Below are 26,375 nucleotides of genomic sequence, written 5' to 3' on the forward strand. Positions count from 1 at the left end.
CACGACTGATTGGTCAGCTGGGGTTGGAGGTCAGCCGGTGCTGCTCGTCGGTGAGCCACATGCCGAGCAGGCCGCCGAAGTGACCCTCGAACTTCTCCCACTCGTGCGTGGGATAGGTCTGGTGGATCGTCGTCTGGAGCAGCTTGCGGAACTCGTCGGACCCGATCCATTCGTGCACCATCTCGTCGACGTGCGACAGTGACGTGGCGCAGAACTCCTGGTAGCGCTCGGTGTCGAAGTAGTCGTCGGCCAGCCCCTGGTAGGCCTCGAGCTTGGCCTTGTAGTCCAGCGCCCCGTCGTCGGCGATCGTGAACCACGGGTCGGTGTCGACCTGGGTGCGGGCCTTGCGACCCGTGACGACGCAGAAGACCGACCACCGCAGCAGCGCCTTCATCGCCCACGGGAAGTAGTAGTGCAGTGACGTCACCGCCACGTCGGGGCAGGCATTGGCGTAGTCGATCGGGTAGACGACCCCGTCCTTCACGAGCATCTCGCAGGAGTTGAACTCCCACCGGAAGAACGCGTTGACGGTCTGGGCGATGGTGACCGCCTCGCGACCCACGTCCTCCGCGAGGAAGCCGTGCTCCACGGCGTACCGGTTGTGCATGGGCTCGTCCGGCTGGAACTTCATCGTCATCGTCTCGGGGCCGATGGTGAGGGCGCGCGCGAAGACCTCGAAGCCGGCCACGGACTTCTGCAGGTGCATGAGCATCTCGCCGGAGTCGTCGTAGGCGTGGTGCAGTGCCTCACGGTCCTTGATCATCGAGACCCCACGCCAGCCGCCACCGTCGAAGGGCTTCATGAACATCGGGTAGCCGAGCTCGTCGGCGATGGCATCGAGGTCGAACCCCTTGTTGTAGCGGCTCGACGTGAAGGCCCAACGGGCGTTGTCCACCGGGTTCTTGTAGGGCACGAGCACGGTGTCGGGCACGTGCATCCCCAGCCGCATGAGCGCGCAGTAGGCCGAGTGCTTCTCCATCGACTGGAACGTGAAGGGGCTGTTGAGCAGGTAGACGTCGTCCATGAGCGAGACCTTCTTGAGCCACTCGCGCGGGTGGTAGTACCAGTACGCGAGCCGGTCGATCACGAGGTCCTGCCGCGGACGGTCGCGCAGGTTGAACGGCTCGATCGTCAAGCGCTCCGAGCTGACCCGGTGGTCCGCACCGTCGGCCGTGCGGATCACCCCGAGGCGCCGAGCCAGGGCCTCGAACGCGGCCGGCCAGTCGTCCTCCGCCCCGAGGAGGAGCCCGATGAGGTGGTCGGTCTTCGGTGCCATGTGCGGTCCTTCGCTGTTGGTGTTGCAGGGTTGGGTGCTGCGACGGTCCAGAGGTCAGACGAAACGCGGGAGGTGGTGCGCCAGCTGTCTGCGCCACCACGGCCAGTCATGAGCCGAGTCGTGTCCCCACACGTCCAGCTCATGCCGAATTCCTTTGTCCCACAGCAGTTGTGAGAACTCACGGGTCGACGACAGCGCACCAGTCGGCGACTCCTCGAACGGCCCCTCCCCCACGACAAGGAGGATCGACAACCGCTCGCGCAGCCAGTCGAGGTGGTCACCGTGCAAACCCGGAACGTATGCCGTCGGGTTGGCGAAGTAGGTCGCGTCACCGAGGTCGCCCCACGAGTTCCACGTCGTGGGGTCGTAGTTGCCGGAGAAGCCGATGGCCAGCGGTGCGAGGTCGGCGCGCTGCAGGGCGAACTGCACCGCGTGGTATGCACCCAACGAGACGCCGAACGTGATGAGCTCGGGCTCCTCGCTGGTCTGGTCGGCGATCCACGGGACGACGGCGTGCTCGACCCACGAGTGATAGGCGCTGTGCCTGGCCGCGCGCTCGTCGGTGGGAATGTCGTTGGCCGACCATGTCCAACCGTCCAGCGAGTCGACGGTGAAGACGCTCACGCGCCCTGCCTCGACGAGGTCGCCGATGGCATCGAGCATGCCGTTGCTCTCGAAGTCCGCAGCGCTCCCACCCTCGCTCGGGAAGGCCAGCAGTGGGCGCCCGTAGTGGCCGTGACGCACCACGGTGAGCTCGGCGTCATGGCCGGGCACTCGGAGGCGGGCTTCAGCGCGGTGCATGCGTCCTATCCTTGCGCTTCCCCCCACAGGTCCCGCAACACTTCGGTGAGATGAGGGTCGAGCGCGTCGCGCCAGGCGGTGTAGTTGTGGAGGTCCGGGACCTCGGTGAGGGTCACGTGGTGACCCGCTCGCTTCAGCGCAGCGGCCATCACCCGGTTGTTGCCGACGTTCTCCTCGAGGGAGCCGCAGGTCAGGCCGATGCGCAAGGGCCGTTGCGTGGAGCGCGTGTCGAGGACTTCCTGGACCCGGCGCGAGATCCGCCCGAAGTACTTGTAGGAGCTCTCCTGGTCATCGAGGCGGGCCTGGAAGAAGGACCCCGACTGGGAGAACACTCCCCCGATGTCCTCGACGTCGAGCAAGCCGACGAGCAGAGCCGTCAGACCGCCCAGGCTGGCACCCACGACGACGACCGGGCCGGCAATGGGCGCCGCCTCAGCCAGACGCGAAAAGCCCTGTCCCGCAATGGTTCTCAGATACTGCGGCGACCCGGAGTACCACGCATCACGAAGCACGGGATGGGCCAACGCCACGCGGAACGGCGGCAGCTCCCCTGCGGCAATCTTGGCGCCCGCGAACTGGGTGATCGACGCCAGCTGGTCGTACTCCGGACCGTCGTTGACGAGGAGGAGCGGCAGGGACTGCCCCTCCGTACCCTCGGGCGCCCACACCGTCACCGGCACGTCGTCCGCCGTCTCGCCCTCCAACGCAAGGGGGGTGAACCCACCGGAGACGGAAGGTGCCGACAGCCAGGACGGCACGGCATACCCCGGCATCTGCATCACCGAACGTGAGCCGAACGCGGTCTCGACGACGAGCGGGTTGTCCGGGTCGAGAATCGTCTCCGCGGCGACGCCGCCCTCGACGGGTCGGGTCACGATGAAGCGGTACTCGATACGTTGCAGGTCCGGGCGCGGAAGGGCCAGCTCCCACACCTCGTCGACGAGGGCGAACTCGCGCCCACCCGGGATGACCGGATCGCAGTCGAGCACGACCGAGAGGACCGCGCCCTCACCCGGGGCGAACCGGAATCGGACGTGGTCGTCGAGCAGTTTGGGCGGCACCTCAGAAGAGGGCGTTCATCAGCGCGGTGCGACCCTTGCGCACGCGCTCGTCGTGGTTGCCGACGACGTTGAACAGCTCGAGCAGGTGCTTGCGCGCCTTGTCGCGGTCCTCGCCCTCGGTCGCCTTGACCGTGTCGATGAGCCGGGTGAAGGCATCGGCCACGTGCCCACCGAGGACATCGAGATCGGCGACGGCGATCTGCGCGTCGACGTCCCCCGGGGACGCGGCAGCTGCGGCGCGGGCCGCCTGGAGGTCGACGCCGTCCGTGCGCATCATCAGCTTCACCTGGGCGAGACCGAGCTCGGCCTCGTGGTCCTTCGGGTTCTGCGCAAGTGCCTTCTCGTATGCCGTGACCGCACCTTCGAGATCGCCTGCATCGATCGCGTCGTAGGCCTCCTGGATGAGCGGGGGCAGCGCGGGCATCTCGTCGACGCCCGACGCAGCGCCGGGGACCTGGCCGAGCTCGACCCGCCCGGTGATGCCGTTCTGGACAGCGGCCTGCACGAGCTGGTCAAGGATGGTGCGGATCTCGTCGTCCTGCGGGATGCCCGGGAAGAGCGGGACGGGCTGGCCCTGGAGGAGGCCGAACGTCACCGGCACGCTGAGCTGGCCGAAGGCCTGCACGATGACCGGCTGGAACGCCTGGAGGATCGACGGGGACTTCTGCACATCGGCCGACACGACGAAGAGTCGGCCTTCGAGCTGCGCGGCGACGGCAGCGACGCGCTCGGCGAGGCCGATGGTCTGCTCGTGGGCCGAGGACCAGATGACGAGCACGGCAGGGACCTGAAGGGTCCGGTTCATCACCTCGGAGAACGTGGCATCCGTGGCCTCGACGAGGATGCCGTCGGGCAGGTCCGCCGCAGCCGTCCCCGTGGCCGTGGCCGGAGTCGCCGATGGAGTCGCAGCCGCTCCTGTGGGCGTGGTGGAGGCGAGGGCGGAGAGGTCGATGGCGCCGCGGGCGCCCCAGGGAGGTGTGGGGGTGGTGCTCATGCAGATGATTCTCTCAAAGAGCGAACCGGCCCCGCGCCCGAGGGCGTGGAGCCGGTCCTGATCGAGGGGTCAGCTCACTTGGCGGTGGCCGAGACGAGCTGCTCGTCGGCTCCCACGGCGGTGGCCGCACCCTTGGCCGGGATGACCATGATGATGTTCTCGAGACTGGTGATGCTGACGCTCGACGTGGCCTTGGTCTTGCCCACGAGCTTGCTGTAGCTGGCGGGGATCACCAGTTCTTTGGCGGCCTTGCTGGTCGAGATGACATCGAGCCGCGTCAGCTGACCGAACGTCACCGTGCCGCCGTCGGCCAGGCGGAAGGCGATGATGTTCTGGGGCACGGACGTGTGCCGTTGGCTGAAGTACGCGAGCTTCCCCAGCGACTTGACCTGGCCCGCTGCCGAGGTGCGCAGGGCGGTGGCGTAGGCGTCGGCCGTCGTGACCTCCTTGGAGGCCGTCGGCTTCGGGTAGTTCAACGCACCGGCGTAGGTGGCGAGGGCCGCCTCCGGCGCCATGGGGGCGCCGGACTTGTCCGTCGCCTTGACGAGCGGTGAGCCACTGGCAAGGTCACCCATGGCAGGCACGCTCGTGCCCGGCAGCATCGGCACGGAGGCATAGACCTTGAAGGGGTCGGCCGGGGCGGTCGACATGAGCACGTGCAGCGTCTGGGTCTTGCTCGCCTCGTCGAGGGTGCCGACGAGGATGGCGCGCGGCCACGCCTTGCCGCGCGAGATCGCGACCACCTTGGGGTTGCTCGACTTCTGCAGGGGGTCGGACGAGGCGACGGCACCGATCCTGGTGGCGGCCTGCGCCTGGGCCAACGCAGCGGCGGCGAGAACGGTCGGCTGCAACGTGGTTGCCTCGGCGCCCTTCGCGGCGCGAGCCGCCACAGCAGCATCGAGGACCCGAGCGGCGACGTTCCCGGCGCCGTCGACGTTGAGTGGCGCCGTGTCGGTGCGCTCGGCCGGTGCGTCGTGGACGCCCACGATGCTCGCGCCCAGTCCGCAGCCGGTGAGGCTCGCAGCGAGGGTCAGGCCGACGAATGAGGTGGTGAGGGTGCGGCGGTTCATGCCGTCTCCTCCTCGTGAGTCGCAGCAGGAGTGGGAGTGAAGGCGGGCCGTGGGGCCTGCGGAACGTCGGGGACGTCAGGACCACCCGTGGCGGGCTTCGCCTCGTCAGCAGAGTCGGTCGGCCCGGCCGGCTTGGTGCCGCCGTGGCGCGAGCTCCACAACAGGCTGAGTCCACTCAGCAGCAGGAACAGACCGACGAGCGCGGCGATGACGGACTGGACGAACCAGGACTTGCGCTCCCAGCTGAGGTCGACTCGCTCGATCTGACCCTTGGTCGCCTGAGCGATCACGGCCTCGGGGGCGTTCGCCTGCTCGATGGTCATCGTGACCGCACCCTCATGCGTGGCGGTGTTGCGCCAGACGTCGGTGGTGGAGAGCGCGGGCGTGGTGCCGGTGCCGCTCGTCGTCGTCTCGAGCTCCCACGGCTTCGTGCTCACGCCGGTGACCGTGGTGTGCGCGGTCTTGGCGAGGACGGCCTTGGCGTCGGAGGGCGTGGCCGCAGCAAGCCAGACGGTGCTTCCCTTGCGAGGAACCGCCGTCACCGTGACGTTGCCGTCGACGCGGTTGAGGACGGTCTGCGGCATGAGCACGGGGTTCGTGCCGGAGGCCGTCGTGGAGAAGGTCGCGGTACCGCTGCCACCGAGGTGGAAGGCGTACCAGAGGCCGACGATGGTGAGCACCAGGCCGATGAGGGCGAGGAGGCCACCGACGGCCCGCTTGGCGAGCGTGGGCATGCAAGGTCCTTTGTTTTGGAACAGGGGGCGTGCCCCGAAATGTCTCATTTCGGTCACGGACTGCTCTCAACCATGACAAAGGAGTGACTCCGGAGCCAAATCGCCTGCCATCGAGTATGCCGTGATCTCGCCTGTGCGTAACCCCTCTCGGGAGCGTGCTCAACGACTCTCAGTCGTGCTGGCCGCTCTCGTCGACAAAGTCGCCGGCAGCGACTCTCACCCCCCTGAGCAGGGAGAACAGAGCCTTCTGCTCGTCGCCACCCAGCATCCCGAGCCCGAACTGCGCAGCCTCCAGGTCAGCCGTCGTCGCCTCCATCGCGGCTCGACCGGTGTCGGTGATCACAGCAAAGGCGCCACGCCGGTCGGCCGGGTTGGTGACGCGCTCGACGAAGCCCTGGGCCGCGAGCCGCTGCACGATGTTGGTCGCGCTCGTGGGGTGCACCATGAGTCGCTCACCGATGCGGCCCATCGACAGCTGACCCCCGCGGCTGAAGGCGAGGAGCACGAGCGCCTCGTAGCGGGCGAACGTCAACCCGTGCCGCCCCGCGATGGCGTCGAACTCGGTGATGAGCAGCTGCTGCACCCGCATGATCGAGGTGGCCGTGACCATGGGCGCTGCTTGGCTCCGTTCGCCCCATCGCGCGCGCCACAGCTCCCCGGCGCGTGCGATGGGGTCGAACGGCAGCTTGAGGTCCTTGGGCACAGGAGCACGCTAGCCGCCCCCGGCCCGCGGACCTCGACTCTCACCTCACTTCAGGTCACTTCACCGAGGCCAGCGACGAGAAGGTCCCGCCGGCACCGTCGTCCCAGCCGACAAGGGCCCGAGCCCCACCCACGAGGTCGCGGGTGAGCGGCACGCTGATGACGACGAGGCCGGATGCGGTGCGGGCGACCGGCGCCACGACCTCGCCGACGATGCCGTCCCTGTCCGCGATGGTGATGTGCGCCGTGCCGGAGTCCTTGACGCGCAACCTCAGCTCGACGCTGTCACCACGCAGCTTGGCCTTGTCGACCCAGCCGACCTCGGCAGGCGTCGACGATGGGCGACCGGCCAGGGCGACGTTGGTGCGCACCGCCTGTTCGACGGACTGCGGCGAGTCGACGGACTGCAACGCCTCGGTCGGGATGACCGGATCGGCTGGCGTCGTCGGGCGGTCGGCAGGCGGGACATAACCGTCGAGCGACACGTCGCCCCAGCGGTAGGGGTCGCCCTGCACGCCGCCCCAGACGGACCAGCCGATGCGGGTCTGCCCGGTCTTGTCCTGGGTGTCGGAGTCGTAGGGCAGGACGTTGAGCCCCATGTGCGCCGGGTCGATGGCACTCGGGAGGAGCGACATCGGGATCGAGGTCTCGACGACGTAGCCGGTGTAGGGCTCGGTCACCTTGGACGCGATCCTCATGCCGGGGGCGGTGGCCGGACCATCACCCTGGTGGGCGTCGGCGTCCCGCAGGTAGCACGGTCCGCCCTCGGCCGTCCACGGCAGGATCGCTGCCTTGAACGTCGTGGACGTGTTCTCGGAGGTGCCACGTGGGTCGATGGCGATCTCGACGGAGTCGGTGCGCCAGTGCCGCTTGCAGTCGGTCGCCGCGAGCGGGGTGCCGCGCACGTCGTCCTTGACCGTGACGGCGAGGAACAGCGTGTCGTCGCGCCAGGTCACCTGAGCGGTGGCCGAGCAGTCTGCGGCCGACGTGCAGTTCTCACCCTCCCAGCGACGGGACAGGTCAAGGACGGGACCGGCATACTCCCCCGCGCTCACGACACCATCCACGGTCGGTGACGTGGACGCCTGCGGGACCACGCTCGTCGGGACGAGCTCCAGTGCCTGCTGGGTCGTGCCCGTCGCCGTCGTGCTGGTGGCGGCGATCGAGTAGAGGTAGTCGCCCGCCACGCCGCCCTCGACGGAGGTCTTGAGGGAGGTGTCGGTGTTGACCGCGGTGAACCGCACCGTGGTCTGTGCTCCCGGAGCAAGAGCGGCGTATGCCGCCGTGCCCGGGCTCATCGTGAACCCTGCCGGTGGCGTGGGGGTCACCGTTCCGGACTGGGTCGTCGCGCTGTGGTTGGTGACGACGACGTCGACCGGTCGGCTGCCCCCGGAGGCGAGGGTGAGGACGGGTCGGACGATCTCGGCGAACTCCTGCGCGTGGGCGACCTGGGCCCACTGCTGGTACTGCGTCACCTGGGGCAGGAGCTGTTGGGTGGCCGTGACCGGTGGACTCACGAGGAGCGGCTCGTCCTGGTAGCCGACACCGGCCGCGGTGTCGACGAAGGCCTTCACCCGAGCCCTGGTGCCAACGGTCGCGCCTGCCGGCGGAGTGACGGTGAAGGTGGTCGCCGCCTGGGCAGCGGAGGCGATCGTGCCGAGGGCGCCGCCGCCCGTCACGGTCCAACCCGCCGGGACCTCGAGGCGCGCGGTGCTGACACCCAGAGGAGTCGCCGCCGGGGCGGAGGCACCGACGGTCACAGAGAAGGGCGCACCGGGCAGCACCCGGTACTGGTCGGTCTCGACCGTCATTCCACTGCCGAGCGGGAGGCCGCCGGGGAGCTTGACGAGCGACCCGTCGAGCGGCGAGTGGCTCGTGAAAGCCGCGTCAGTTCCCCACTGCGGCAGCGGGGTTCGCGAGTCGATCAGGGTCAGGTAGTTGCAGCCGAGCTGGGCCGGGTCGGTCGAGACGTCGGGGAAGCCGGCCCATCCCTGGGAGGCGTACTCTCGCTGGGCGTCACGGGCGACCGCCGCCCAGGTGCGCCCATCGGGTGATGGCGCACCCGACCACACCCCATAGATCGTCTGACTCGCATCGGTCGGTGCGAACTTCTTGGCGCAGTCGGGCCCGTTGGCGCCCGTCCCGGCGGAGGAGTTCATGAAGATGCGGTCGGGCGAGAACGGCTTGAGGCCCTCCTTCGTGATCTGCTCCGGGAACCGCGTCGGGTCCCCTGCCGCCCAGTAGGCCTCGACGGCGATCCGCGCCGCCTCCTGGTGGTTGCCGTGCTGGCCCGGCGAGGGAGCGGGGTTCATCGTCAGGAGGACCTCGGGACGGGTCTGGCGCAGGATCCGAACGGTCTTGGCCAGGGTCTCCTCGTGGTCCCACACCTGGGCGGTGAGTGGCTCGGAGACGGTGTAGTAGAAGTCGACCTCGTCGAGGTTGTAGACGTCGGTGATGCCTGCCTTGGCCACTGCGTCGCGTTCCTCCCGCTCGCGGATGAGGCCGAGCGCTGGCCCTTCCTCGGGGCCGACGGCGTTGCCGCCACCCTCCCCTCGCGTGATCGTGATGACGCCGGTCCTGGTGTCGTGCTCACTGCCCCACTGTCCGAGGGCCGACAGCGTGAACGCCTCGTCGTCGGGGTGGGCACCGATGAACAGCGCATCGAGATCGGCGGGTGGGCCGGACGACGTTGTCGCATCGGGCGGTTTGGGCCCCTTGTCGACGGCGGCTCCCGGTGCTGCCAGTGCTGCGCCCGGGAGGGCGAGCGCGGCGACCAGTGTGGCCACTGCTGCGAGGGTGCTTCTGCCTGGGATTCCTGACATGTGATCTCCCCATCGAGGTGCGCCCACTGGTCGAGCTCTGAGCCGTCGTCCTCGCGGGCGCTGAGGGGGCGGCGACAGGATCAGTCCTTGACGGCCCCCTCGAGCATCCCGGCGATGAAGTGCCGCTGGAGGAAGAGGTAGACGATGACGACGGGCAGGGCGACGATCGTCGCTCCGGCCGCGAGCAGGGCGTAGCCCTGGGTGTACTGACCGGAGAAGAAGCCGAGGCCCAGCGGAGCCGTGCGCAGTGCCTCGTTGGTCGGGATCATGACGAGCGGGATGAGGAACTCGTTCCAGGTCCACATGAAGGTCAGCACGATGAGGGTGACGATCGCGGGGCGGGCGAGCGGGACGAGCACCTGCCAGAGGATGCGGTTCGTCGAGGCACCATCGAGGCGGGCCGCCTCGATGAGCGAGCGCGAACTCGACCGGAAGGCGGCGCGCAGCCAGAACGTCCCGAAGGCCACGGACTGGGCCACCTGCGGCAGGGCAATGGCCCAGAAGGTGTCCGTGAGGCCGAGTGCTCGCAGGTCAAAGAACAGGGGCACGACGATGGCCTCCGCAGGCATCATGATGCCGATGAGCATGAGGTAGAACAGCGCGTCAGCGCCCCTGAATCGCATTGTCCCGAAGGCGAATCCGGCGAGGACGGACAGCACCGTGCTCACCGTGACGACGAACGCCGACACGAAGAGACTGGTGCGCAGGTAGCTGCCGAAGCGACCGATCTCCCACGCCGCCGTGAGGTTGCCGAACCCACCCGGAGCCTCAGCATCGGGCTGTAGACCGGCGATGACGATGCTGAGAATCGGATAGATCGCGAAGATGGCGAACGCCGTGAGGATGACGTAGTTCATCGTGCGCTCGGACGTCGAGACCTTCATCAGTCGGTCACCCTGTCGCCGACGCGAGTGATGGCGAAGCTGATCGCGAAGATGATCACCGTGAGGACGACACCGATGGTGCACGCGAGGCCGACCTGGCCGAGCTCGAACGCCTGCCGATAGACCTCATAGCTCGGCACTGTCGTCGTGTGCCCCGGCCCGCCGGAGGTGGTCATGTAGATGAGGTCGAACGTCTTGAGCGCGGCAATGACCGTCAGTGTCAGCGCGACCGCGATCTCGCCGCGCACCGAGGGCAGGGTGACCGCGAAGAACTCCTTGACCGCTCCCGCGCCGTCGAGCCGGGCCGCTTCGTAGAGGTCTCGGGGGATGCGCCCCATCCCGGCCAGCAGCAGCACCGTCACCAGCCCACTCTCGAACCACGTGCCGATCAGCCCGACCGCTGGCAGCGCAAAGACGTACTCCCCCAGCCATCCTCGCGTCCAGGACTCGAGCCCGACCGAGGTCAGCACCGAGTTGATCGTCCCGTCGGGCGCATAGATCCGGCGCCAGGCCACCGCGATGACGACCATCGCCACGACCTGCGGCAGGAAGACCACGGTCCGGAAGAACCCCAACCCGCGCACGCTCGCCCGGTGCAGGACCGACGCCAGCACGAGGCCGACGAACAGCGGCACGACGGCGAAGAAGAACATCAGCACGAGCGCGTGGCCGAACGACGCCCGCAGCCGCTCGTCGGTCAGGACCTCCTGGTAGTTCGAGAGCCCGGCCCACGTACCGACGGTCAGCCCGTCCCAGTCGAAAAGGGACAAGTAGACGGCCTTGAGCAACGGATAGAGGGCGAACGCGGCATACACGAGGAAGGCAGGAAGGACGTAGAGGTAACCGATGCGCCGGGGTACTCCCGGCGGGCCGAGCGCCCGGGTGCGACCTGCCATCACTTGGCGGTGAAGTCGCCGTAGTCCTTCTGCAGCGCCTCGAGGGCCTTCTCGGGTGTGACCTTCTTGGCGAGGAGGTCCTGGAGCGTGGCCCCGAGGGTGTCACCCATCGTCGGGGTGGCCCAGTCGAGGTAGGGCACGAGCCCGTTGTCGGACGAGACCGCACCGAAGGCCGAGAAGACGTCGGTCGCGAGGGCGTCGGGCGCCTTCTGCGCCGCTGTCTCGACGACGGGCAGGTTGCCGTTGTCCGCGAGCACCTTCATCGCGTCCGGAGTGGTGAGGTAGTTGATGTAGGCCGCGGCGGCGTCCTTGTTCTTGGCCTTGTTGGTGATGGCGAAGGGGAGGCCCGTGCCACCCGTCGTGACGGCAGCGCCGCCCGCCTCGGGTGCCGGAGGGAGCGAGAACTTCACGTCGGTCTTCATCGCCGCCGAGAGGTCGGCCTGCAGCCACGAGCCGGCGATGAGGAAGACGCCCTTGCCCTTGGTGAAGCCCTGCCACGCGGGGTCGTAGTCCTGACCGTTGAAGCCCGAGCTGAAGTAGCCCTTGTCCACCCAGTCGACGAGGGTCTGGGCCGCCTTGGTGTTCTCCGGAGTCACCCAGTTGCCGCCGGTCTGGCCGAAGCCGAGCTTGCGGATGTCGTCGGCCTTGGTGAAGCGGCCCTGCACGACACCGAAGACGTGTCCGGCGGGCCACTTCTCGAGGTTGCCGAGGACGAGCGGGACCTCGCCCTTGGACTTCGCCGTCGCGAGAGCCGCATCGAACTCGGCCCAGGTCTTGGGCGGGTTGATGCCCAGGGTCTTGAGCTTGGCGTCATTGGAGAAGATGCCGACGACCTCGCCGACCTGCGGCATACCGAACAGGGAGCCGGAGCCGAAGGTCTTGCCGTCGGGTGAGTACGACGCGACGTTGCGCACCGACTGCGGATAGCGCTTGTCCCAGCCGTACGCCGCGGCATAGGGATCGAGGTTGACGAGCTGTCCTGCCTTGACGAACTCCCCCATCTGCGAGCGAGTGTTGTTGGCCTGCACCACATCTGGCGCGTCGGCGCCGGTGAGCGCCAGCCGCAGCGTCTTGACGAGGTCGTCGAAGGAGCGGGAGACGCGCTTGATCTTGATGTTGGGGTACTTCTTCTGGAACTCGGCGTTGAGCGTCTCGATCTGCTTCGCCTGACCGCCGCGCACCTCCTGGTCCCAGACGGTGAGGGTGACGTCGCCCAGGGAGGCGGCATCGGTCTTCACGGCGCCCGACGGGGTGGGCGACGCGTCGTTCTTGGCGCCCGAGCCACCCGGCGCGCAGGCGCCGAGGGCGAGCCCGGCCCCGACTGTGAGGGCAACCAGAGAGGTGCGGGTGCGGGTCATGGTGTCTCCTCGGTGAGCGGTGCAGAGGGGTTGTTGGTGCGGGAGTTGGTGGGGACCTGGGCATCGGACAGCTTGGCGATCGTCGCCGCCGCCCGGCGCACGGCGCCCGGAGGAACTTCGGCGACGAGGTCGTCGAGGAAGGCGAAGCGACGTTGCACGGATCGGGCCGCGGCGTTGGAGGTCGGCTGACGCCTCACCCGCTGCCACCAGTCGGCCAGGTCACCCCAGCCCGGTGCCGCGAGAGAGCCGCCGAACTCCTGCACGGCGAGGCTGGAGCACAGCGTGGCGAAGTTCATCCGGTCCAGTAGTGGCCACCCGGCCAGGCTGCCGACGAGGATCCCCGCGTCGAAGACGTCGCCGGCCCCGGTCGGGTCGATCGCGTCGACACGCAGGGCCGGGACGGAGGCTTCCTCTCCCGTCGCGGAGTCGATGGCCAACGCACCATCGCGGCCGTTGGTCACCACGGACAGGGGAACGAGGTCGGCGAGGGCATACAGCGCGTCGTGAGCCGAGTCGGTGCGCGTGTAGGCCATGGCCTCAACGGCATTGGGCATGAACGCGTGGCAGTGCTGGAGCTGCTCCAGGACCGTGGGCGACCACTGTCCGCTCGGATCCCAGCCCACGTCGGCGAAGAGCAGCGCGCCCCCAGCGGCTGCCTGCTCGACCCACTGCCGCTCTGGGTGCCCGTCGCCCAGGGGCCGGTCGGCGTCGAGGTCGATCAGGACCGACCGCGCCCGCGGCGCCGTTCCGATCATCTCGGTCGCCGTCTGGGGCGCGTCGTGCCCATGCGTGATCATGCGACGGTCCCCCGAGACCGACACCGAGACGGTGACCGGGGTGTGCCAGTGCGGGTAGCGCTGGGACCGCGAGAGGTCGATGCGCTCCTGCTCGAGGGAGCGCCAGCAGAACTCGCCGTAGTCGTCGTCGCCGAAGGCCGCGCCGAGTGACGTGTTGAGCCCGAGGCGGGAGGCGGCCACGGCGAGGTTGGCGATGCCACCGGGGCACGAACCCATGCCCTCGGCCCAGACCTCGGTGCCGTTCTTGGGCATCGCCGTGAGCCCGGTGAAGATGATGTCGAGGAAGACCATGCCCTGCACGAAGACGTCGACAACCGGGTCGTCGTCACGGCGCAGTGACGCGAGCGGGTCAAAGACGTGGTCCACCGGCACCTCGTCATCGTGTCCCGACATCGCCGCCACCGCAAGGGCAGATTGCGTGTTTTTGCGCGTTTGTTCGGGTCTCTCGTGCTCACAGGTGTCTCACACGGTCCAGCCATGGCTGAAACTGCGCGCTCTTGGTACGTTGCGTCACGTGAAGGTGCAACGGCACAGCGAGATCGTGGCCAGAGTGCGTGAGGGCGGGACCGTGTCGGTCAGCGAGCTCTCGAGCGCACTCGAGGTGAGCGCGTCGACGATCCGCCGCGACCTCTTCCAGCTCGACCGCGCCGGGGTGCTCACCCGGGTTCACGGCGGTGCTGCCGTGACGGCCTCCGACCCCGACACGACGCGCCCCTTTGACGCCGTGGCCCGCGCCGACGCCCACGAGAAGTCGCTCGTCGCCGCGGCCGCAGCCGCACGTGTGAGGGACGGCGAGGTCGTCGCCCTCGACATCGGGACGACCACGGCACTCCTCGCCCGCGAGCTGCGGGGACGAGCCATCACCGTCGTCACCAACAGCCTCGCGGTCCTCGACGTCCTCCGCTTCGACGAGTCGGTCGAGCTCATCCTGCTCGGCGGGATGGTGCGGCGGTCCTACCACTCACTCGTGGGGGTCCTCACCGAGGACGCGGTCCACCAGATCGGCGTGGATCGCGCCTTCATCGGCACGAGCGGCATCTCCAGCGGCGGCCAGGTCATGGACTCGACGTTCGTCGAGGTCCCGGTCAAGCGAGCCTTCATCGCCGCCGCCCGCGAGGTGGTCCTCGTCGCGGACGGCCACAAGATCCCCGGGTCCGGAACCCTGCGCGTATGCCGGGTGGACCAGGTCGACGTGCTCGTCACCACCGCGGAGGCCGACTCGCTCATTCTCGACGAATGCCGTGAACGCGGCGTGGAGGTGGTGATCTCATGAAGCTGACGATCCTTGGCGGCGGGGGCTTCCGCGTCCCCCTGGTCCACGGCGCGCTTCTGCGCGACGACTCCGAGGGGCGGGTCACCGAGGTCGTCCTCCACGACCTCGACGAGGGTCGCCTCGCGGCTGTCACCCAGGTGCTGACGCAAGCTGGCGCCTCCTTCGCCAACGCGCCCCTGGTCACGGCCACGACCGATCTCGACGAGGCCCTGCGCGGCGCCGACTTCGTCTTCTCCGCGATCCGCGTCGGTGGCCTCGTGGGGCGCACGCTGGACGAGCGGGTGGCGCTCGACCTCGGAGTCCTCGGCCAGGAGACGACCGGCCCTGGTGGACTCGCCTACGCCCTCCGCACCGTCCCGGTTGCCCTCGACATTGCCCGACGCGCCCGTGAGGTGGCGCCCGACGCGTGGTTCATCAACTTCACCAATCCCGCCGGCATCGTCACCGAGGCGATGCAAGGGGTCCTTGGTGACCGCGTCATCGGCATCTGCGACTCGCCCATTGCCTTGGCACGCAGGGCAATTGGTGCACTTGGCCTGGAACCGGCGGCAACCGCAATCGACTACGTCGGCCTCAACCACCTCGGCTGGTTGCGCGGCCTGCGCGTCGATGGCACCAACCACCTCCCCCGGCTCCTCGCTGACCCAGCGGCTCTCCGGACCCTCGAGGAGGGGCGCCTCTTCGGCACGGAGTGGATCCAGGCACTGGGCGCCATCCCCAACGAGTACCTGTACTACTACTACTTCAGCGCAGAGGCCCGAGCGGCGATCCTGTCCGCAGCGCAGACCCGCGGCGAGTTCCTGCGCGACCAGCAGGACGCCTTCTACGTGGCCGTCGCGAGCCACCCCGACAACGCCGCCACCGAGTGGCACCGGGTGCGCGAGGAGCGGGACGCGACCTACATGCGCGAGGCCCGCGCCGAGGACGAGGAGCGGGATGAGGCCGACGTGGCCGGCGGCGGATACGAGGGCGTCGCCCTGGCGATCATGGCGGCCATCAGCCATGGCGAGACGTCGTCGATGATCCTCAACATCCGTGGCGGCGGAGCCGTTCCGGGTATGCCGGACAGTGCCGTGGTCGAGATCCCGTGCGTCGTCGACAGCGAGGGTCCTCACGCGATTCCGCTCGCCCCCGTCGAGGGCCACATGCTCGGTCTCATGCAGCAGGTCAAGGCCGTCGAGCGGCTCGTCATCGAGGCAGCGACCACCGGCTCACGGCAGGCCGCGATCAAGGCCTTCGCACTTCACCCGCTCGTCGACTCGGTCTCGACGGCGCGGTCCTTGTTCGAGGGCTACCGCAGAGCCCACCCCGAGCTGGCCGCCCTCTTCGCCGACACCTGACCCGCCCCGAGCAACCCTCTTCGTGCCCCGCACGGACCTCAGGAGCAACCCTCTTCGTGCCCCGCACGGACATCAGGAGCGACCCTCTTCGTGCCCCGCACGGACATGAGGGAGCGCAGCGACGACTGTCCGTGCGGGGCACGAAGAGGAAAAGACCAGGGCGGCGTGACCGCGACGGCCTGGGATCAGGCGCGCGGCCAGGGACGGCCGTCCCGCGACGCGATGTCGGCGTTGAGCGACCCCCTCTTCGTGCCCCGCACGGACATCAGGAGCGCAGAGACGACTGTCCGTGCGGGGCACGAAGAGGAAAAGACCAGGGCGGCGTGACCGCAACGGCTTGAGGTCAGGCGCGCGGCCAGGGACGGCCGTCCCGCGACTCGATGTCGGCGTTGAAGCGGCCCAGGAGCTCGGCCAACTGCTCGACATCCTCGTCGGTCCAGTCGCTGAGCACCTTGCGGAGTCCGCGGATGTTGGCACGCCGGTCTCCTGCGAGTCGGTCCTTGCCTGCCCTGGTGACGAGGAACTTGCGCGCCACCCCACCTTCGGGGTCGGGGATGCGCTCGACCAGGCCGTCGCGCAGCATCGCGGCGGTCTGCCGGTTGAGGGTCGAGGCGTCCAGGCCGAACGCCTCGCTCAGCTGGCCGATGGACATCGGGCCCTGGAGCTGCAGTCGCGTGAGCAACGTGTAGGCGCTCCGGTCGAGCTTTTGACGACCGAGCTCATCGCGGTAGATGGGAGAGAGATGGCGACCGAGCAGCAGTGTCTCGAGCTCGATGTTCTTGTACGGATCACTCACCATTCATCCCTCCTCCTGTGGCGGTTCGCCGGAGTCTAACGCACAAGTTTTGTGCATGATGCACATGATGTGTATCGTGCACTTTATGACCACCACCCTCCCCGCCGAACCACGGGCCGCAATGACTCCGCCCGCGGTCCCGTCCGGCGCCATCATCTTCGTGCTGTCCGTCGCGGGCATCACGGCATCGCTCATGCAGACCCTCGTCATCCCACTCATCGGCGACCTGCCGACCATCCTCGGGACCAGTGCCTCCAATGCCTCCTGGGTCATCACCGTCACCCTGCTGACCGCCGCCGTCGCCACTCCCGTGAGCGGTCGCCTCGGTGACCTCTACGGCAAGCGCCGGATGATGCTCGTCTGTGCTTCCGCGCTCGTCGCCGGTTCAGTCGTCTGCGCCCTCGCAGCCTCGGTCGTGCCGATGATCATCGGTCGCGGCCTGCAGGGCGCGGGCATGGGCCTCATCCCACTCGGCATCAGTGCGATGCGCGACATCCTCCCCGCCGAGAAGCTCGGCACCGCAATCGCCCTCATGAGCGCCTCCATGGGCGTCGGTGGCGCGCTCGGCCTCCCCATCGCTGCGGCCGTCGCCGAGAACTCCAGCTGGCGCGTGCTCTTCTGGGGCGCGGCCGCAATGGCTCTGCTCATCTGCGTGCTCATCGCTACCCTCATCCCGGCCGCCTCGGCCGACACCTCCTCAGGCCCACGCGCCCGGTTCGACGTCATCGGCGCAGTCGGCCTCGGCATCGGCCTCGTCTGCCTGCTGCTCGGCGTCTCCAAGGGCGGCGACTGGGGCTGGGGTTCCCCGACCACGGTGAGCCTGCTCGTCTCCTCCGTGGTCGTGCTCCTCGCCTGGGGCTGGTTCGAGCTGCGCACCGCCGCTCCCCTGGTCGACCTGCGGGTCACCGCGCGTCCCGTCGTCCTGCTCACCAACATCGCCTCACTGGTACTCGGCTTCGCCATGTACGCCCAGATGCTGATCCTCCCGCAGCTGCTCCAGATCCCGTCCCAGACGGGCTACGGGCTCGGACAGTCGATGTTCCAGATGGGTCTGTGGATGGCACCCGGCGGCCTGATGATGATGCTCATCTCACCTCTGGGCGCGAAGCTCTCACACCTGCGCGGACCCAGGATCACGCTCGCTCTCGGCGCCCTCGTCGTCTCGATCGGCTACCTCGCCGCGGTCGTCCTCATGGGTTCGACCTGGGGCATCCTCATCGCGGTCTGCATCTGCAGCGCCGGTGTCGGACTGGCCTACGGCGCGATGCCGGCCCTCATCATGGGCTCGGTCCCCATGTCGGAGACCGGCTCGGCCAACAGCTTCAACACCCTCATGCGCTCGGTGGGCACGTCCCTCTCGGCAGCCGTGGTCGGTGTCGTGCTGGCGCAGATGACGACCGACTTCGGTCCGGTGTCCCTGCCCAGTGAGACCGGCTTCCGGACGGGCCTTCTCCTCGGTGCAGCCGTCGCCCTCGTGGCCGCCGGGGTCGCCATGGCGATCCCCACGCGAGCCAGCCGTGCGGCTGAGGAGAGCATCGAGCACGCAGCCGTCCCAGCCTGACCCCGCACCACCCACTTCGTGCCCCGCACGGACACGCGAGCGCCAGCGAGCCTGTCCGTGCGGGGCACGAAGGTCGCAGGTCGAGCTGCACGTCAGTGCTGGACGACCTCACCGTCGTCGAGCTCGATGACGCGATCGGCGCGTGCGGCTGCTTCGGGGTCGTGCGTCGTCATGATGACGATCGCTCCGGCGTCGGCCTGGGCCCGCATGAGGTCCAGGACCCGCTCGCGATTGTCGTGGTCGAGCTCGCTCGTGGGCTCGTCGGCGAGCAGCACCCGGGCACCGATGGCGAGCCCGCGAGCGACAGCAGCACGTTGCTGCTGGCCGCCACTGAGCTCCTCGACGAGGTGCGTCCCCGACTCGCCCAGCCCCACGGAGACGAGCGCCTGCGTGGCACGGGCCGCCGCATCCTTGGGATCGTGTCCTCGTGCTCGCAGTGGAGCAAGGACGTTTTCGTATGCCGTGAGCACGCTCGCGAGTCCGTTGCCCTGCGGGATGATCGCCACCGCGCTGGGGTCGAGTGAGTGACCGCTCCCCCGCCCGAGGTCGATCGCGCCCGATGCCAGCGGGACGATCCCGCCGATCGCGTTGATGAGGGTGGTCTTGCCCGCACCCGAGTGACCCGTGATCGCGACGAACTCGCCGGGGGCGGCGACAAGCGACACCGCGTGCAGAGCGGTGACCTCGCCATAGGTCACGGTGACCGCGCGCACGTCGACGCGAGCCGGCTGACCATCCCGCACGGCACCGTCGTGTCCGGACACCGCCCCGCGATGGCCGTGCTCAGAGTGCTTCCCCATCGGGCACCTCCTCGAGCTCGTCCCTGACCAAAGTCCAGCCCTGCTCCGACTCCACGAGACGGACGAGTGTGCCCGGCGTCAACGTCGCCAACACATGAGGTGGCAGCGGCACGGAGCCATCGGCCGAGACCACGGCGAACTCCTCCCCCTCACGGCCTTCGGCTCCGACCCGGCCATCACGGATCGTGACGGTACGCGGCATACGCGCTGCCACGTCGGGGTCGTGGGTGACGACGATGATCGTCGTCCCCCACGTCGAGTTGATGTCACTCAGCGTCTGGAGGACCTGGTCCCGGGCCTCGTGGTCGAGCTGACTCGTCGGCTCGTCGCCGAGGAGCAGGCCCGGCCGCGTCGAGACGGCCACCGCGAGCGCACCGCGCTGCAGCTCGCCGGGCGTGAGCGATGAGAGTGGGGTGTCGGCACGGTCACGCAGTCGAACGAGGTCGAGGATCTCGTCGACGGGAGCGATGTCCTGTCCGCGACCGCGGCTTGAGCCCTGCGCGAAGGCGACGTTCTCGCGGATCGTCTTGTGCGGGATGAGGTTGCGGGACGCGCCCTGCAGCACGATGCCGACGTCGCGGCCGCGCAGGGAGTCGAGGTCCTGCTCCGACATGCGCGACAGCTCGTGGTCCCCGATCCGGATCCGACCCGCGCTCGGCCGCAGGAGACCGCCGAACAACGTCAGCAGGGTGGACTTGCCCGCGCCGGAGGGCCCGAGCAGCGCGACCATCTCGCCCGCCTGTACCGACAGGTCGACTCCTGCGAGCGCCGCGACGTCGTGGTGCTCGGCCCGATAGATGTGCACCAGTCCGGCTGTCATGACGGGAAGTCCGGTCACCACGCCTCCCTCAGTCGATCGGAATCTCCCTGTCGGGAGGCGCGCAGGGCCAGGACCGACGACACCAGGGCGAGGACGAGGACGGCGACCAGCCAGGCCAGGCCCATGACGAACCAGGCGGGTGACAGGTCGAGGGCGGGCACTGGCGCCGGGGTGTCGAACAACGGGATGAGTGGGACGGCCAGCACGGATCCCACGACTCCACAGAGGGCTCCGACGACGGCTGCGACGAGGACCGGCGCCAACGCCTCGCGCACGGCAGCGCGCCGCAGGTCTCGACCGGAGACACCAGCCACCCGGAGCGCAGCGATGTCGCGGGTGACGATGCGCCCGGTCGTCATCGACACGACGACGAGCATGACTGCGGCAAGAAGGAGCGAGAGGACCGCGGTGAACAGTCCGAGCAACAGGCCCCAGCCGGTGGCCGACTCATCGAGGAGTCGCTTGTCCTCCGCCTGCGAGCGCGTGCCGAGGATCTCGAGGCCACCAGCACGCAGAGCCTTCTCCGCACCGGCCACCCCACCAGGGAACTGGTCGTCGATCCAGACCTCCATCGACCCGGTCGGCGGGAGGCGCCCACCGATGCGGAGCATGAGGTCGAGATTGACGAGGGCTCCGCGGTTCCCGACGAAAGGCAGTGCCGGGAGGAGTTGCTCGGCCGTTGCCGGGGTGGTCCGACCGGCGAGGCTCTGGATGTCGAACTGCTCAGCCGTCCCGCCGACGGGGACGCGTCCCGACAGCAGGGCCGGAATGAGCGTGGGGGCATCGGCCCGGTTGATGGCCGCGATGCGGCCGGTGTTGGTGAAGGTCAGCCGCAGGCCAGCGGCAGGCCCGGCTGCCAGCGCGATGGAGTCCGTCGGTGGTCCCGAGATCTCGACCGGGAACCCCGTCGCCGGGTCGATGACGACCTGTCCGCTGCTCCCACTGGGACTCTCGGCGTCGCCACGGGGCCGCAGCCACCCACCCACGGCGTCGATGCCCAGACTCTTGCCGTCGAGGGCCAGCCCAGAGATGTCGATGGATCCCCGGACGGCTTCGAGACCCGGGTTGCTCTCGCCGACGTCGAGTCGCAGCCAGAGCGACTGCAGGCGACAGCCCTGTGGACAGAGCAGCGGTGCGTCCAACGCCACCGTGCCCTTGCCCTGGCCCGGCAACGCCCCCAGGTCGCGGGTCAGGACCTCACCCTCCGGAGTGGTCACACTGATGCCGAGACGCAACGGCGTCCCCGACACCGTCGCCGGCTGCCAGTCCTCCGGCGGGACGTCGGCCGGTCGCGCGCCAAAGCCGTAGCCGAGCGGCGCCACGGCAAAGGTCACGCTGGCCGTCACTCGGTTGCCCTTGAGCTGCACCGGTGGCTGGTCGGGCAGGGCGATCCTGTCGAGGGCGAGAGGCGCTTGGGCACTCGGCGCATAGGCGATCCGGCGCAACTGCTCCGGGCGCGCGGCGAGGGTCGTCGTCGAGTCGGGGTCCCGCTGGCTCACGATCCCGACCGGCATCGCGTGTTCTCGCTGCCCGAGCGGAAGTTGGTCGACCACACGAGCGACGGCTGTGGGGTCCTTGGACCCGGTGCGCAATGCGCCGAAAGCGCCGACCGTGAGCTCGGCGCGACTCTCCCTGTTGCGATCGGCGACGGCCACGGCATCGGCCGCGAAGACCACGAGGGCCGACACCGCCGTGACGACCAAGAGGACGTGCCGCGTCGTGGGGCGCCGAGCGATGGCCAGCCCTGCCAGCGCCGACCCCAGGCTGCCCGAATCCAGGGCTCGCCGACCCAGGCGAGTCGCCACGACGACCACCACCGCACCCAGCAGCGCCCCGGCCGCGAGGGCGAGGAGCGTCGGGGTGAGGATCGCCATCGGCCCGGTGATCTGGTCGGTGACGATGCCGACGACGCCCACGGCGGCGAGGACGACGAGGATGACGTCGCCCACGCGCAACGTGCGCGCAGCGGTGACCGGTGGAACCCGCCGGAGCAGCGAGGCGATGGGTTCACGCAGAACCGGCCGCGCGGCGGCATACACGACTGCGAGGGAGGCGAGCCCGGCAACGGCAGCGGCGAGCGGCACCTGCCACCCCAGCTCGAACGGCACGCCCGGCGGCAGGATGAGACGCCGCACGACCTCGCTCAGCCCGACGGCGAGCAAGAGTCCGAGCGGCAGCCCGAGCAGCACGGTGAAGCCGAGCTCGGCCATGACCAACCGACGGCTTGCGTCCCGGCTCCGGCCCCGCAGACGGGACACGGCGATCTCCGGGCGGCGCTGTGCCACAGCGGCTCCCGCGACGAGCACGAGCACGGCGAGCGCCACGGCCACGAGCTGCGCGATGAGCAGGGGAACGAGCTGGCGGACGAGCGTCTGACCGTCGTCGACCTGGGTGGCGATCTCGGGCAGCGGGCTGTCAACACTGGCCTGGTTGGGTGGGCGCAGCGCCGCCACCGCAGCACCCGCCTCGGCGAGCGAGTCGAGGGTGATCGCGGACGTCTTGAGCCGGTAGTCGACGGACAGCTGCGCGTCCTGCCAGCCCTTCTCGACCCCCTCGGGCGTGACGATGAAGTCGTCGATCCCGGGAACGAGGTCACCGAACTCGATGAGGTTGCCGGACTTGCCCTGCAGCTCGGTGCGAAGCCAGTAGTCAGGCTCGCCCTTGACGGTGTAGAGCCCCGAGATCGTGTAGCCCACGGACTGGCCGAGGTCGTTGGGCACCGTGAGCGCCGTCCCGACCTTCCATCCCCAGACCTTGCCGTCGGCCGCGGAGACGAGCAGGTCGTTCGGCTTCGTCGGACACGCTCCCACGCTCAGCGTGACGTGCTCGCAGACCTCGTCGCGCGCCACGAGGCGCACCGGCGACGGTTTCTTGCCCGCGACGGGCACGACCTGCGTGTCGTCCGTGGTCATCGACAGGCCTGGTTCGTACCACCGCAGGAGGTTCGCGGGCATGGCCCCCTCGACCGCACCCGCGGCAAGCGTCTCGTCCTGAGTGCGACTGGCCAGCACGCCGAGCTTGAGGTCAGAGGCCTCCATCCGACCCAGCGTCGCGCGCAGCAGCGCCTGGTCGATCGAGCGTGAGAAGAGCGGCGCGAAGGCCGCGCATGTGGCGACCAAGGCCGAGATGAGGATGAGGACAAGGGACTGACCGCCGCGGTAGCGAATCGCCTTCCACATGCGTCAGGTCCCCCCGGGTCTCGGTCGTCGATGCGTCACTCGCACCTCGGCCACGCTAACGAGGGGGTCGGGACGGCCTGACCTTCTGCCGACAACCGTGACAGTTTCGAAACTTTGTCACGTCGGGTCAGTCGTGCTGGAGCACGGCTTCCAAGCGGTCGAGCTTGCCCTCGAGCTCGCCGGTGCGACCCGGTCGGATGTCGGCCTTGAGGACGAGTCCGACGCGCGGTCCGTGAGCAGCGAGGGCGTCGACACAGGCCTTGACGACGGCCATGCACTCGTCCCACTCCCCCTCGATGGTCGTGAACATCGAGTCGGTGCGGTTGGGCAGACCGCTCTCGCGGACGATGCGCACCGCTTCGGCGACGGCTTCGGTCACCCCTCCTTGGTCATCGGAACCGGACGGGGACACGGAGAAAGCAACAAGCATGACGACACCGTATGCCGTCCGCCCGCGTTCGCGTCCGGCGCGCCTCTCGCTCGACTCGCCTCTCGCTCGACTCGCCTCTCCGTCGGGGTCAGCGCGCCTCGGGCGCCAGGAAGGCGTGGACGAGCGGCACGACCCCGGCGCCTTCACCACTGGCCGAGGCGACCCGCTTCATCGACCCGCACCGGATGTCGCCAGCGACATAGACCCCGGGCACGGTCGTGGCATAGGGCTCCGGCGGCCGGCCACCCTGCCACGACTGCCATGGGGTTTCGGCACCGGCGAGGACGAACCCCTTGTCATCCCTCGCCACGTCCGGCGGGAGCCAGCTGCACGTCGGCTGCGCGCCGAGCAGGAGGTAGAGCCCCGCCGCGTCGACCCGCTCGTCGGCGCCGGACTCCACGTCGCGCAGGGTGAGCCACTCGAGGTGCCCCTCGCCGCCACCGTCGGTGACGATGGTCCGCGGTCGGATGGTGATCCGCGGGTTCCCCTCGAGTTCGCGGATGAGGTACTGCGACATGGTCGCAGCCAGTCCCTCCCGCCGGACGAGGATGGTCACGTGCTTGGCAAAGCGAGAGAGGTGCACCGCCGCCTGCCCGGCGCTGTTGCCACCACCCACGACGTAGACGTCCTTGTGCTTGACCTCTCGTGACGTGCTCGCGGCAGCGCCATAGTTCACGCCCCGACCGACGAGGTCCTCGAGCTGCTCCACGCCAAGGCGTCGGTAGTCGACCCCCGTGGCGATGAGCACGGCTCGACCACGCACCGTGTCGGCACCGAGCTCGACGACGTGGCAGCCGTCGGGGCCTGCCGCGATCCGCAGCCCGGTCACCTCCTGGCCAGCGAGGAACCGCGCCCCGAAGCGGACGGCCTGTGACCGCGCACGTTGCGCGAGCCGCATACCGGAGATCCCCCGGGGGAAGCCGAGGTAGTTGCGGATCATCGAGCTCGTCCCGGCCTGCCCGCCGATCGGCCCCTGGTCGATGATCAGGGTGTCGAGCCCCTCGGACGCCGCATAGACGGCCGCACCGAGTCCTGCGGGCCCGGCACCGACGATGACGAGGTCACAGATCGCGTCCTCGCCGATGTCGGTGGGGCGACCGTAGAGCGCGGCCCCGAGGTCGGCGTTCGTGGGCTGCGACAGGGTGAGCTCGCCGTTCGGTCCCTGGAGCAGCGGAAGCTGCGCGTCAGGACCGGCCGAGGCCAGCACCTCGATGCCCGCGGGGCTGTCGGAGGTGTGCACCGTGTTGGGCATGCCCATGCGGTCGAGGAAGTCGCGGATCCGGCTGAGGTCGGGCGAGGGTCCATCGGCGATGATCCGGGTCCCGTCGATCTCGGACAGGCCGAACGACTGCGCCCAGTCCGACAGCGTCTCGCAGATCGCGGTGTGGAACTCCTCGTCCCGTGGCCCCTGCGGCAGCATGAGGTAGAGGTCGAGCCGGCCCTCGGCGAGGCTCTCGCGCATCACCGACACCGAACCGCGGAAGCGCTCCGCCGGGACGTAGACGAGTCGGCGGGCGCTTGGCATGAACTTCTGGAACTTCGCGAGCAGGTGGGTGGCCTTCTCACCCTCCGCGAAGAACTCGCAGGCCGCGAGCGCGACGGGTCGTCGGCCGGTCTTGAGGTCGGTGAGGACCTCGATCGCCTCCTCCATCGTCGTCGGCGCGATGATCTCGTAGTCGACGGCATAGCGCTGCGTGAGCACGTCGACCATCGCCTGCCGGTAGTCGTTGCCGAGGACGAGGATGACGGGGGTCGGGCGCGTGTCTGGAGGTGTCACCCTCCTCACGCTACTGGCGTCCGGGCTCCCCGGTGAGCCGGTCGACGACGTCCTGCGCGGCGGCATACACATCCGTGTCGCCGGAGGCGACGGCACTGGCGAGCTCGTCGGTTACGAGGCCTCCCCCGTCACCGAGTCGTCGGCGCAGCGTCGCGAGGGCGATGGCCTCGATCTCGGCCTGGGCCCGACGGCGCCTGCGGTCCTCGAGCGCGCCGGACGACGTGAGCCAGTCGCGGTGTGCCGCAAGCGAATCCACAAGCTCGGGTATGCCGTCCCCTCGGCTCGCGACGGTCCTCACCACCGGGGTCCGCCAGTTGACGGACCGCTCGCGGTTCCCGAGCTGGATCATGTGGCGCAGGTCGCGCACCGTGTCGTCGGCGCCGTCGCGGTCGGCCTTGTTGACGACGAAGACGTCACCGATCTCGAGGATGCCTGCCTTGGCCGCCTGGATGCCGTCGCCCATGCCCGGGGCGACGATGACGACGGTCGTGTCGGCGCGGGCGGCGACCTCGACCTCGGACTGCCCCACGCCGACGGTCTCGAGGAGGACGACGTCGAACCCGGCGGCATCGAGGACGCGCAGGGCCTGGGGCGTGGCGAAGGACAACCCGCCGAGGTGGCCGCGTGACGCGACCGAGCGGATGAAAACGCCCGGGTCAGTGCCGTGTTGCTCCATCCGGATCCGGTCACCGAGCAGCGCGCCACCGGAGAAGGGCGACGACGGGTCGACCGCGAGCACGGCGACGCGCCTGTCCTGCGCCCGGAAGGCCGCGATGAGAGCCGCCGTGGTCGTGGACTTGCCGACCCCGGGTGATCCCGTGAGGCCGATGATGTGGGCGCCGCCGGTGTGCTGTGCGAGCGCCGCCATCACCTCGGGGAGGGCGGGGTGACCGTCCTCGACGAGGGAGATGAGCCGGGCCACCGCACGCGAACGCCCCTCTCTCGCTTCAGCAACGAGAGAGGGGACGTCGACGATGCGGGGTGACCTCGCGATGGTGCGCGCC

Annotated in this window: 22 protein-coding genes; 3 read left to right on the forward strand and 19 right to left on the reverse strand. The window is 69.3% G+C overall.

Annotation, left to right across the window (positions count from 1 at the left end; all coding sequences use genetic code 11):
• Positions 1-13: 13 nt before the first annotated feature.
• The 12 genes from JNB_RS06675 to JNB_RS06730 form a co-directional block, all read right to left on the reverse strand.
• Positions 14-1,276 (reverse strand): RimK family alpha-L-glutamate ligase, encoded by a 1,263-nt coding sequence (locus JNB_RS06675; RefSeq protein ID WP_009775665.1) that lies wholly within the window; start codon positions 1,274-1,276, stop codon positions 14-16.
• Between the two features lie 54 nt (positions 1,277-1,330).
• Positions 1,331-2,077, reverse strand: coding sequence for an esterase family protein (locus JNB_RS06680; RefSeq protein WP_009775666.1), 747 nt, complete (start codon positions 2,075-2,077; stop codon positions 1,331-1,333).
• Positions 2,078-2,082: 5 nt separating this feature from the next.
• Complete coding sequence (locus JNB_RS06685; RefSeq protein ID WP_009775667.1) at positions 2,083-3,138, reverse strand: esterase family protein; 1,056 nt, start codon at positions 3,136-3,138, stop codon at positions 2,083-2,085.
• Position 3,139: 1 nt separating this feature from the next.
• On the reverse strand, positions 3,140-4,132 hold the full coding sequence (locus JNB_RS06690; RefSeq protein ID WP_009775668.1) for a tetratricopeptide repeat protein: 993 nt from the start codon (positions 4,130-4,132) through the stop codon (positions 3,140-3,142).
• A gap of 74 nt (positions 4,133-4,206) precedes the next feature.
• Positions 4,207-5,202, reverse strand: coding sequence for a hypothetical protein (locus JNB_RS06695; protein WP_009775669.1), 996 nt, complete (start codon positions 5,200-5,202; stop codon positions 4,207-4,209).
• Positions 5,199-5,936, reverse strand: a complete 738-nt coding sequence (locus JNB_RS06700; protein ID WP_009775670.1) for a hypothetical protein — start codon at positions 5,934-5,936, stop codon at positions 5,199-5,201. Before JNB_RS06700 ends, JNB_RS06695 begins: the two co-directional genes overlap by 4 nt.
• Positions 5,937-6,105: 169 nt before the next feature.
• Positions 6,106-6,639 (reverse strand): MarR family winged helix-turn-helix transcriptional regulator, encoded by a 534-nt coding sequence (locus tag JNB_RS06705; RefSeq protein ID WP_009775671.1) that lies wholly within the window; start codon positions 6,637-6,639, stop codon positions 6,106-6,108.
• A gap of 55 nt (positions 6,640-6,694) precedes the next feature.
• Positions 6,695-9,424, reverse strand: a complete 2,730-nt coding sequence (locus JNB_RS06710) for a sugar-binding protein (RefSeq protein WP_009775672.1) — start codon at positions 9,422-9,424, stop codon at positions 6,695-6,697.
• Between the two features lie 116 nt (positions 9,425-9,540).
• Complete coding sequence (locus JNB_RS06715) at positions 9,541-10,344, reverse strand: carbohydrate ABC transporter permease (RefSeq protein ID WP_009775673.1); 804 nt, start codon at positions 10,342-10,344, stop codon at positions 9,541-9,543.
• Positions 10,344-11,240: a carbohydrate ABC transporter permease gene (locus JNB_RS06720; protein WP_009775674.1), complete on the reverse strand. Its 897-nt coding sequence runs from the start codon at positions 11,238-11,240 to the stop codon at positions 10,344-10,346. The genes JNB_RS06715 and JNB_RS06720 overlap by 1 nt, the downstream gene beginning before the upstream one ends.
• Positions 11,240-12,598 (reverse strand): extracellular solute-binding protein, encoded by a 1,359-nt coding sequence (locus tag JNB_RS06725; protein WP_009775675.1) that lies wholly within the window; start codon positions 12,596-12,598, stop codon positions 11,240-11,242. Before JNB_RS06725 ends, JNB_RS06720 begins: the two co-directional genes overlap by 1 nt.
• Positions 12,595-13,788 carry a PfkB family carbohydrate kinase gene (locus tag JNB_RS06730; RefSeq protein ID WP_009775676.1) on the reverse strand — a complete coding sequence of 398 codons (1,194 nt, stop codon included), beginning with the start codon at positions 13,786-13,788 and terminating at the stop codon, positions 12,595-12,597. The genes JNB_RS06725 and JNB_RS06730 overlap by 4 nt, the downstream gene beginning before the upstream one ends.
• Positions 13,789-13,909: 121 nt before the next feature.
• On the opposite strand from JNB_RS06730, the gene JNB_RS06735 reads away from it, so the two are divergent.
• Together JNB_RS06735 and JNB_RS06740 are read left to right on the forward strand one after the other, a co-directional pair.
• The gene (locus JNB_RS06735) at positions 13,910-14,668 is read left to right on the forward strand and encodes a DeoR/GlpR family DNA-binding transcription regulator (protein WP_009775677.1); all 759 of its coding nucleotides are present in this window, start codon (positions 13,910-13,912) and stop codon (positions 14,666-14,668) included.
• Positions 14,665-16,008, forward strand: a complete 1,344-nt coding sequence (locus tag JNB_RS06740) for a 6-phospho-beta-glucosidase (protein ID WP_009775678.1) — start codon at positions 14,665-14,667, stop codon at positions 16,006-16,008. The genes JNB_RS06735 and JNB_RS06740 overlap by 4 nt, the downstream gene beginning before the upstream one ends.
• 343 nt (positions 16,009-16,351) lie before the next feature.
• Here JNB_RS06740 and JNB_RS06745 read toward each other — a convergent pair whose 3' ends face one another.
• Positions 16,352-16,807: a MarR family winged helix-turn-helix transcriptional regulator gene (locus tag JNB_RS06745; RefSeq protein ID WP_009775680.1), complete on the reverse strand. Its 456-nt coding sequence runs from the start codon at positions 16,805-16,807 to the stop codon at positions 16,352-16,354.
• A gap of 82 nt (positions 16,808-16,889) precedes the next feature.
• Between JNB_RS06745 and JNB_RS06750 the strand changes: the two genes are divergently transcribed.
• A complete protein-coding gene (locus tag JNB_RS06750; protein WP_202795218.1) occupies positions 16,890-18,365 on the forward strand; it encodes an MFS transporter in 1,476 nt (491 codons plus the stop codon).
• A 92-nt stretch (positions 18,366-18,457) separates the two neighbouring features.
• Here JNB_RS06750 and JNB_RS06755 read toward each other — a convergent pair whose 3' ends face one another.
• The 6 genes from JNB_RS06755 to meaB form a co-directional block, all read right to left on the reverse strand.
• Positions 18,458-19,165 (reverse strand): ABC transporter ATP-binding protein, encoded by a 708-nt coding sequence (locus JNB_RS06755; protein WP_148232341.1) that lies wholly within the window; start codon positions 19,163-19,165, stop codon positions 18,458-18,460.
• Positions 19,149-19,985 (reverse strand): ABC transporter ATP-binding protein, encoded by an 837-nt coding sequence (locus JNB_RS06760; protein ID WP_050766681.1) that lies wholly within the window; start codon positions 19,983-19,985, stop codon positions 19,149-19,151. Before JNB_RS06760 ends, JNB_RS06755 begins: the two co-directional genes overlap by 17 nt.
• Positions 19,986-19,999: 14 nt before the next feature.
• A complete protein-coding gene (locus JNB_RS06765; RefSeq protein WP_009775684.1) occupies positions 20,000-23,164 on the reverse strand; it encodes an FtsX-like permease family protein in 3,165 nt (1,054 codons plus the stop codon).
• Positions 23,165-23,291: 127 nt separating this feature from the next.
• Entirely contained in the window at positions 23,292-23,594 is a 303-nt protein-coding gene (locus tag JNB_RS06770) for a thiamine-binding protein (protein WP_040883634.1), read from the reverse strand.
• A gap of 88 nt (positions 23,595-23,682) precedes the next feature.
• Positions 23,683-25,371: an FAD-dependent oxidoreductase gene (locus tag JNB_RS06775; protein WP_009775686.1), complete on the reverse strand. Its 1,689-nt coding sequence runs from the start codon at positions 25,369-25,371 to the stop codon at positions 23,683-23,685.
• A 10-nt stretch (positions 25,372-25,381) separates the two neighbouring features.
• Positions 25,382-26,347 (reverse strand): methylmalonyl Co-A mutase-associated GTPase MeaB, encoded by a 966-nt coding sequence (gene meaB / locus JNB_RS06780; protein WP_040884340.1) that lies wholly within the window; start codon positions 26,345-26,347, stop codon positions 25,382-25,384.
• Positions 26,348-26,375 lie beyond the last annotated feature (28 nt).

This window comes from Janibacter sp. HTCC2649, assembly GCF_000152705.1.
GTDB lineage: Bacteria > Actinomycetota > Actinomycetes > Actinomycetales > Dermatophilaceae > Knoellia.

What these genes read in the sequence shown, in the direction of transcription:
- JNB_RS06770 (WP_040883634.1), bottom strand. Translation starts at nt 23,594, where the DNA reads ATGCTTGTTGCTTTCTCCGTGTCCCCGTCCGGTTCCGATGACCAAGGA.
- JNB_RS06725 (WP_009775675.1), bottom strand. Translation starts at nt 12,598, where the DNA reads ATGACCCGCACCCGCACCTCTCTGGTTGCCCTCACAGTCGGGGCCGGG.
- JNB_RS06680 (WP_009775666.1), bottom strand. Translation starts at nt 2,077, where the DNA reads ATGCACCGCGCTGAAGCCCGCCTCCGAGTGCCCGGCCATGACGCCGAG.
- JNB_RS06695 (WP_009775669.1), bottom strand. Translation starts at nt 5,202, where the DNA reads ATGAACCGCCGCACCCTCACCACCTCATTCGTCGGCCTGACCCTCGCT.
- JNB_RS06765 (WP_009775684.1), bottom strand. Translation starts at nt 23,164, where the DNA reads ATGTGGAAGGCGATTCGCTACCGCGGCGGTCAGTCCCTTGTCCTCATC.
- JNB_RS06760 (WP_050766681.1), bottom strand. Translation starts at nt 19,985, where the DNA reads ATGACAGCCGGACTGGTGCACATCTATCGGGCCGAGCACCACGACGTC.
- JNB_RS06700 (WP_009775670.1), bottom strand. Translation starts at nt 5,936, where the DNA reads ATGCCCACGCTCGCCAAGCGGGCCGTCGGTGGCCTCCTCGCCCTCATC.
- JNB_RS06675 (WP_009775665.1), bottom strand. Translation starts at nt 1,276, where the DNA reads ATGGCACCGAAGACCGACCACCTCATCGGGCTCCTCCTCGGGGCGGAG.
- JNB_RS06730 (WP_009775676.1), bottom strand. Translation starts at nt 13,788, where the DNA reads ATGTCGGGACACGATGACGAGGTGCCGGTGGACCACGTCTTTGACCCG.
- JNB_RS06755 (WP_148232341.1), bottom strand. Translation starts at nt 19,165, where the DNA reads ATGGGGAAGCACTCTGAGCACGGCCATCGCGGGGCGGTGTCCGGACAC.
- JNB_RS06715 (WP_009775673.1), bottom strand. Translation starts at nt 10,344, where the DNA reads ATGAAGGTCTCGACGTCCGAGCGCACGATGAACTACGTCATCCTCACG.
- JNB_RS06745 (WP_009775680.1), bottom strand. Translation starts at nt 16,807, where the DNA reads ATGGTGAGTGATCCGTACAAGAACATCGAGCTCGAGACACTGCTGCTC.
- JNB_RS06740 (WP_009775678.1), top strand. Translation starts at nt 14,665, where the DNA reads ATGAAGCTGACGATCCTTGGCGGCGGGGGCTTCCGCGTCCCCCTGGTC.
- JNB_RS06750 (WP_202795218.1), top strand. Translation starts at nt 16,890, where the DNA reads ATGACCACCACCCTCCCCGCCGAACCACGGGCCGCAATGACTCCGCCC.
- JNB_RS06690 (WP_009775668.1), bottom strand. Translation starts at nt 4,132, where the DNA reads ATGAGCACCACCCCCACACCTCCCTGGGGCGCCCGCGGCGCCATCGAC.
- JNB_RS06720 (WP_009775674.1), bottom strand. Translation starts at nt 11,240, where the DNA reads ATGGCAGGTCGCACCCGGGCGCTCGGCCCGCCGGGAGTACCCCGGCGC.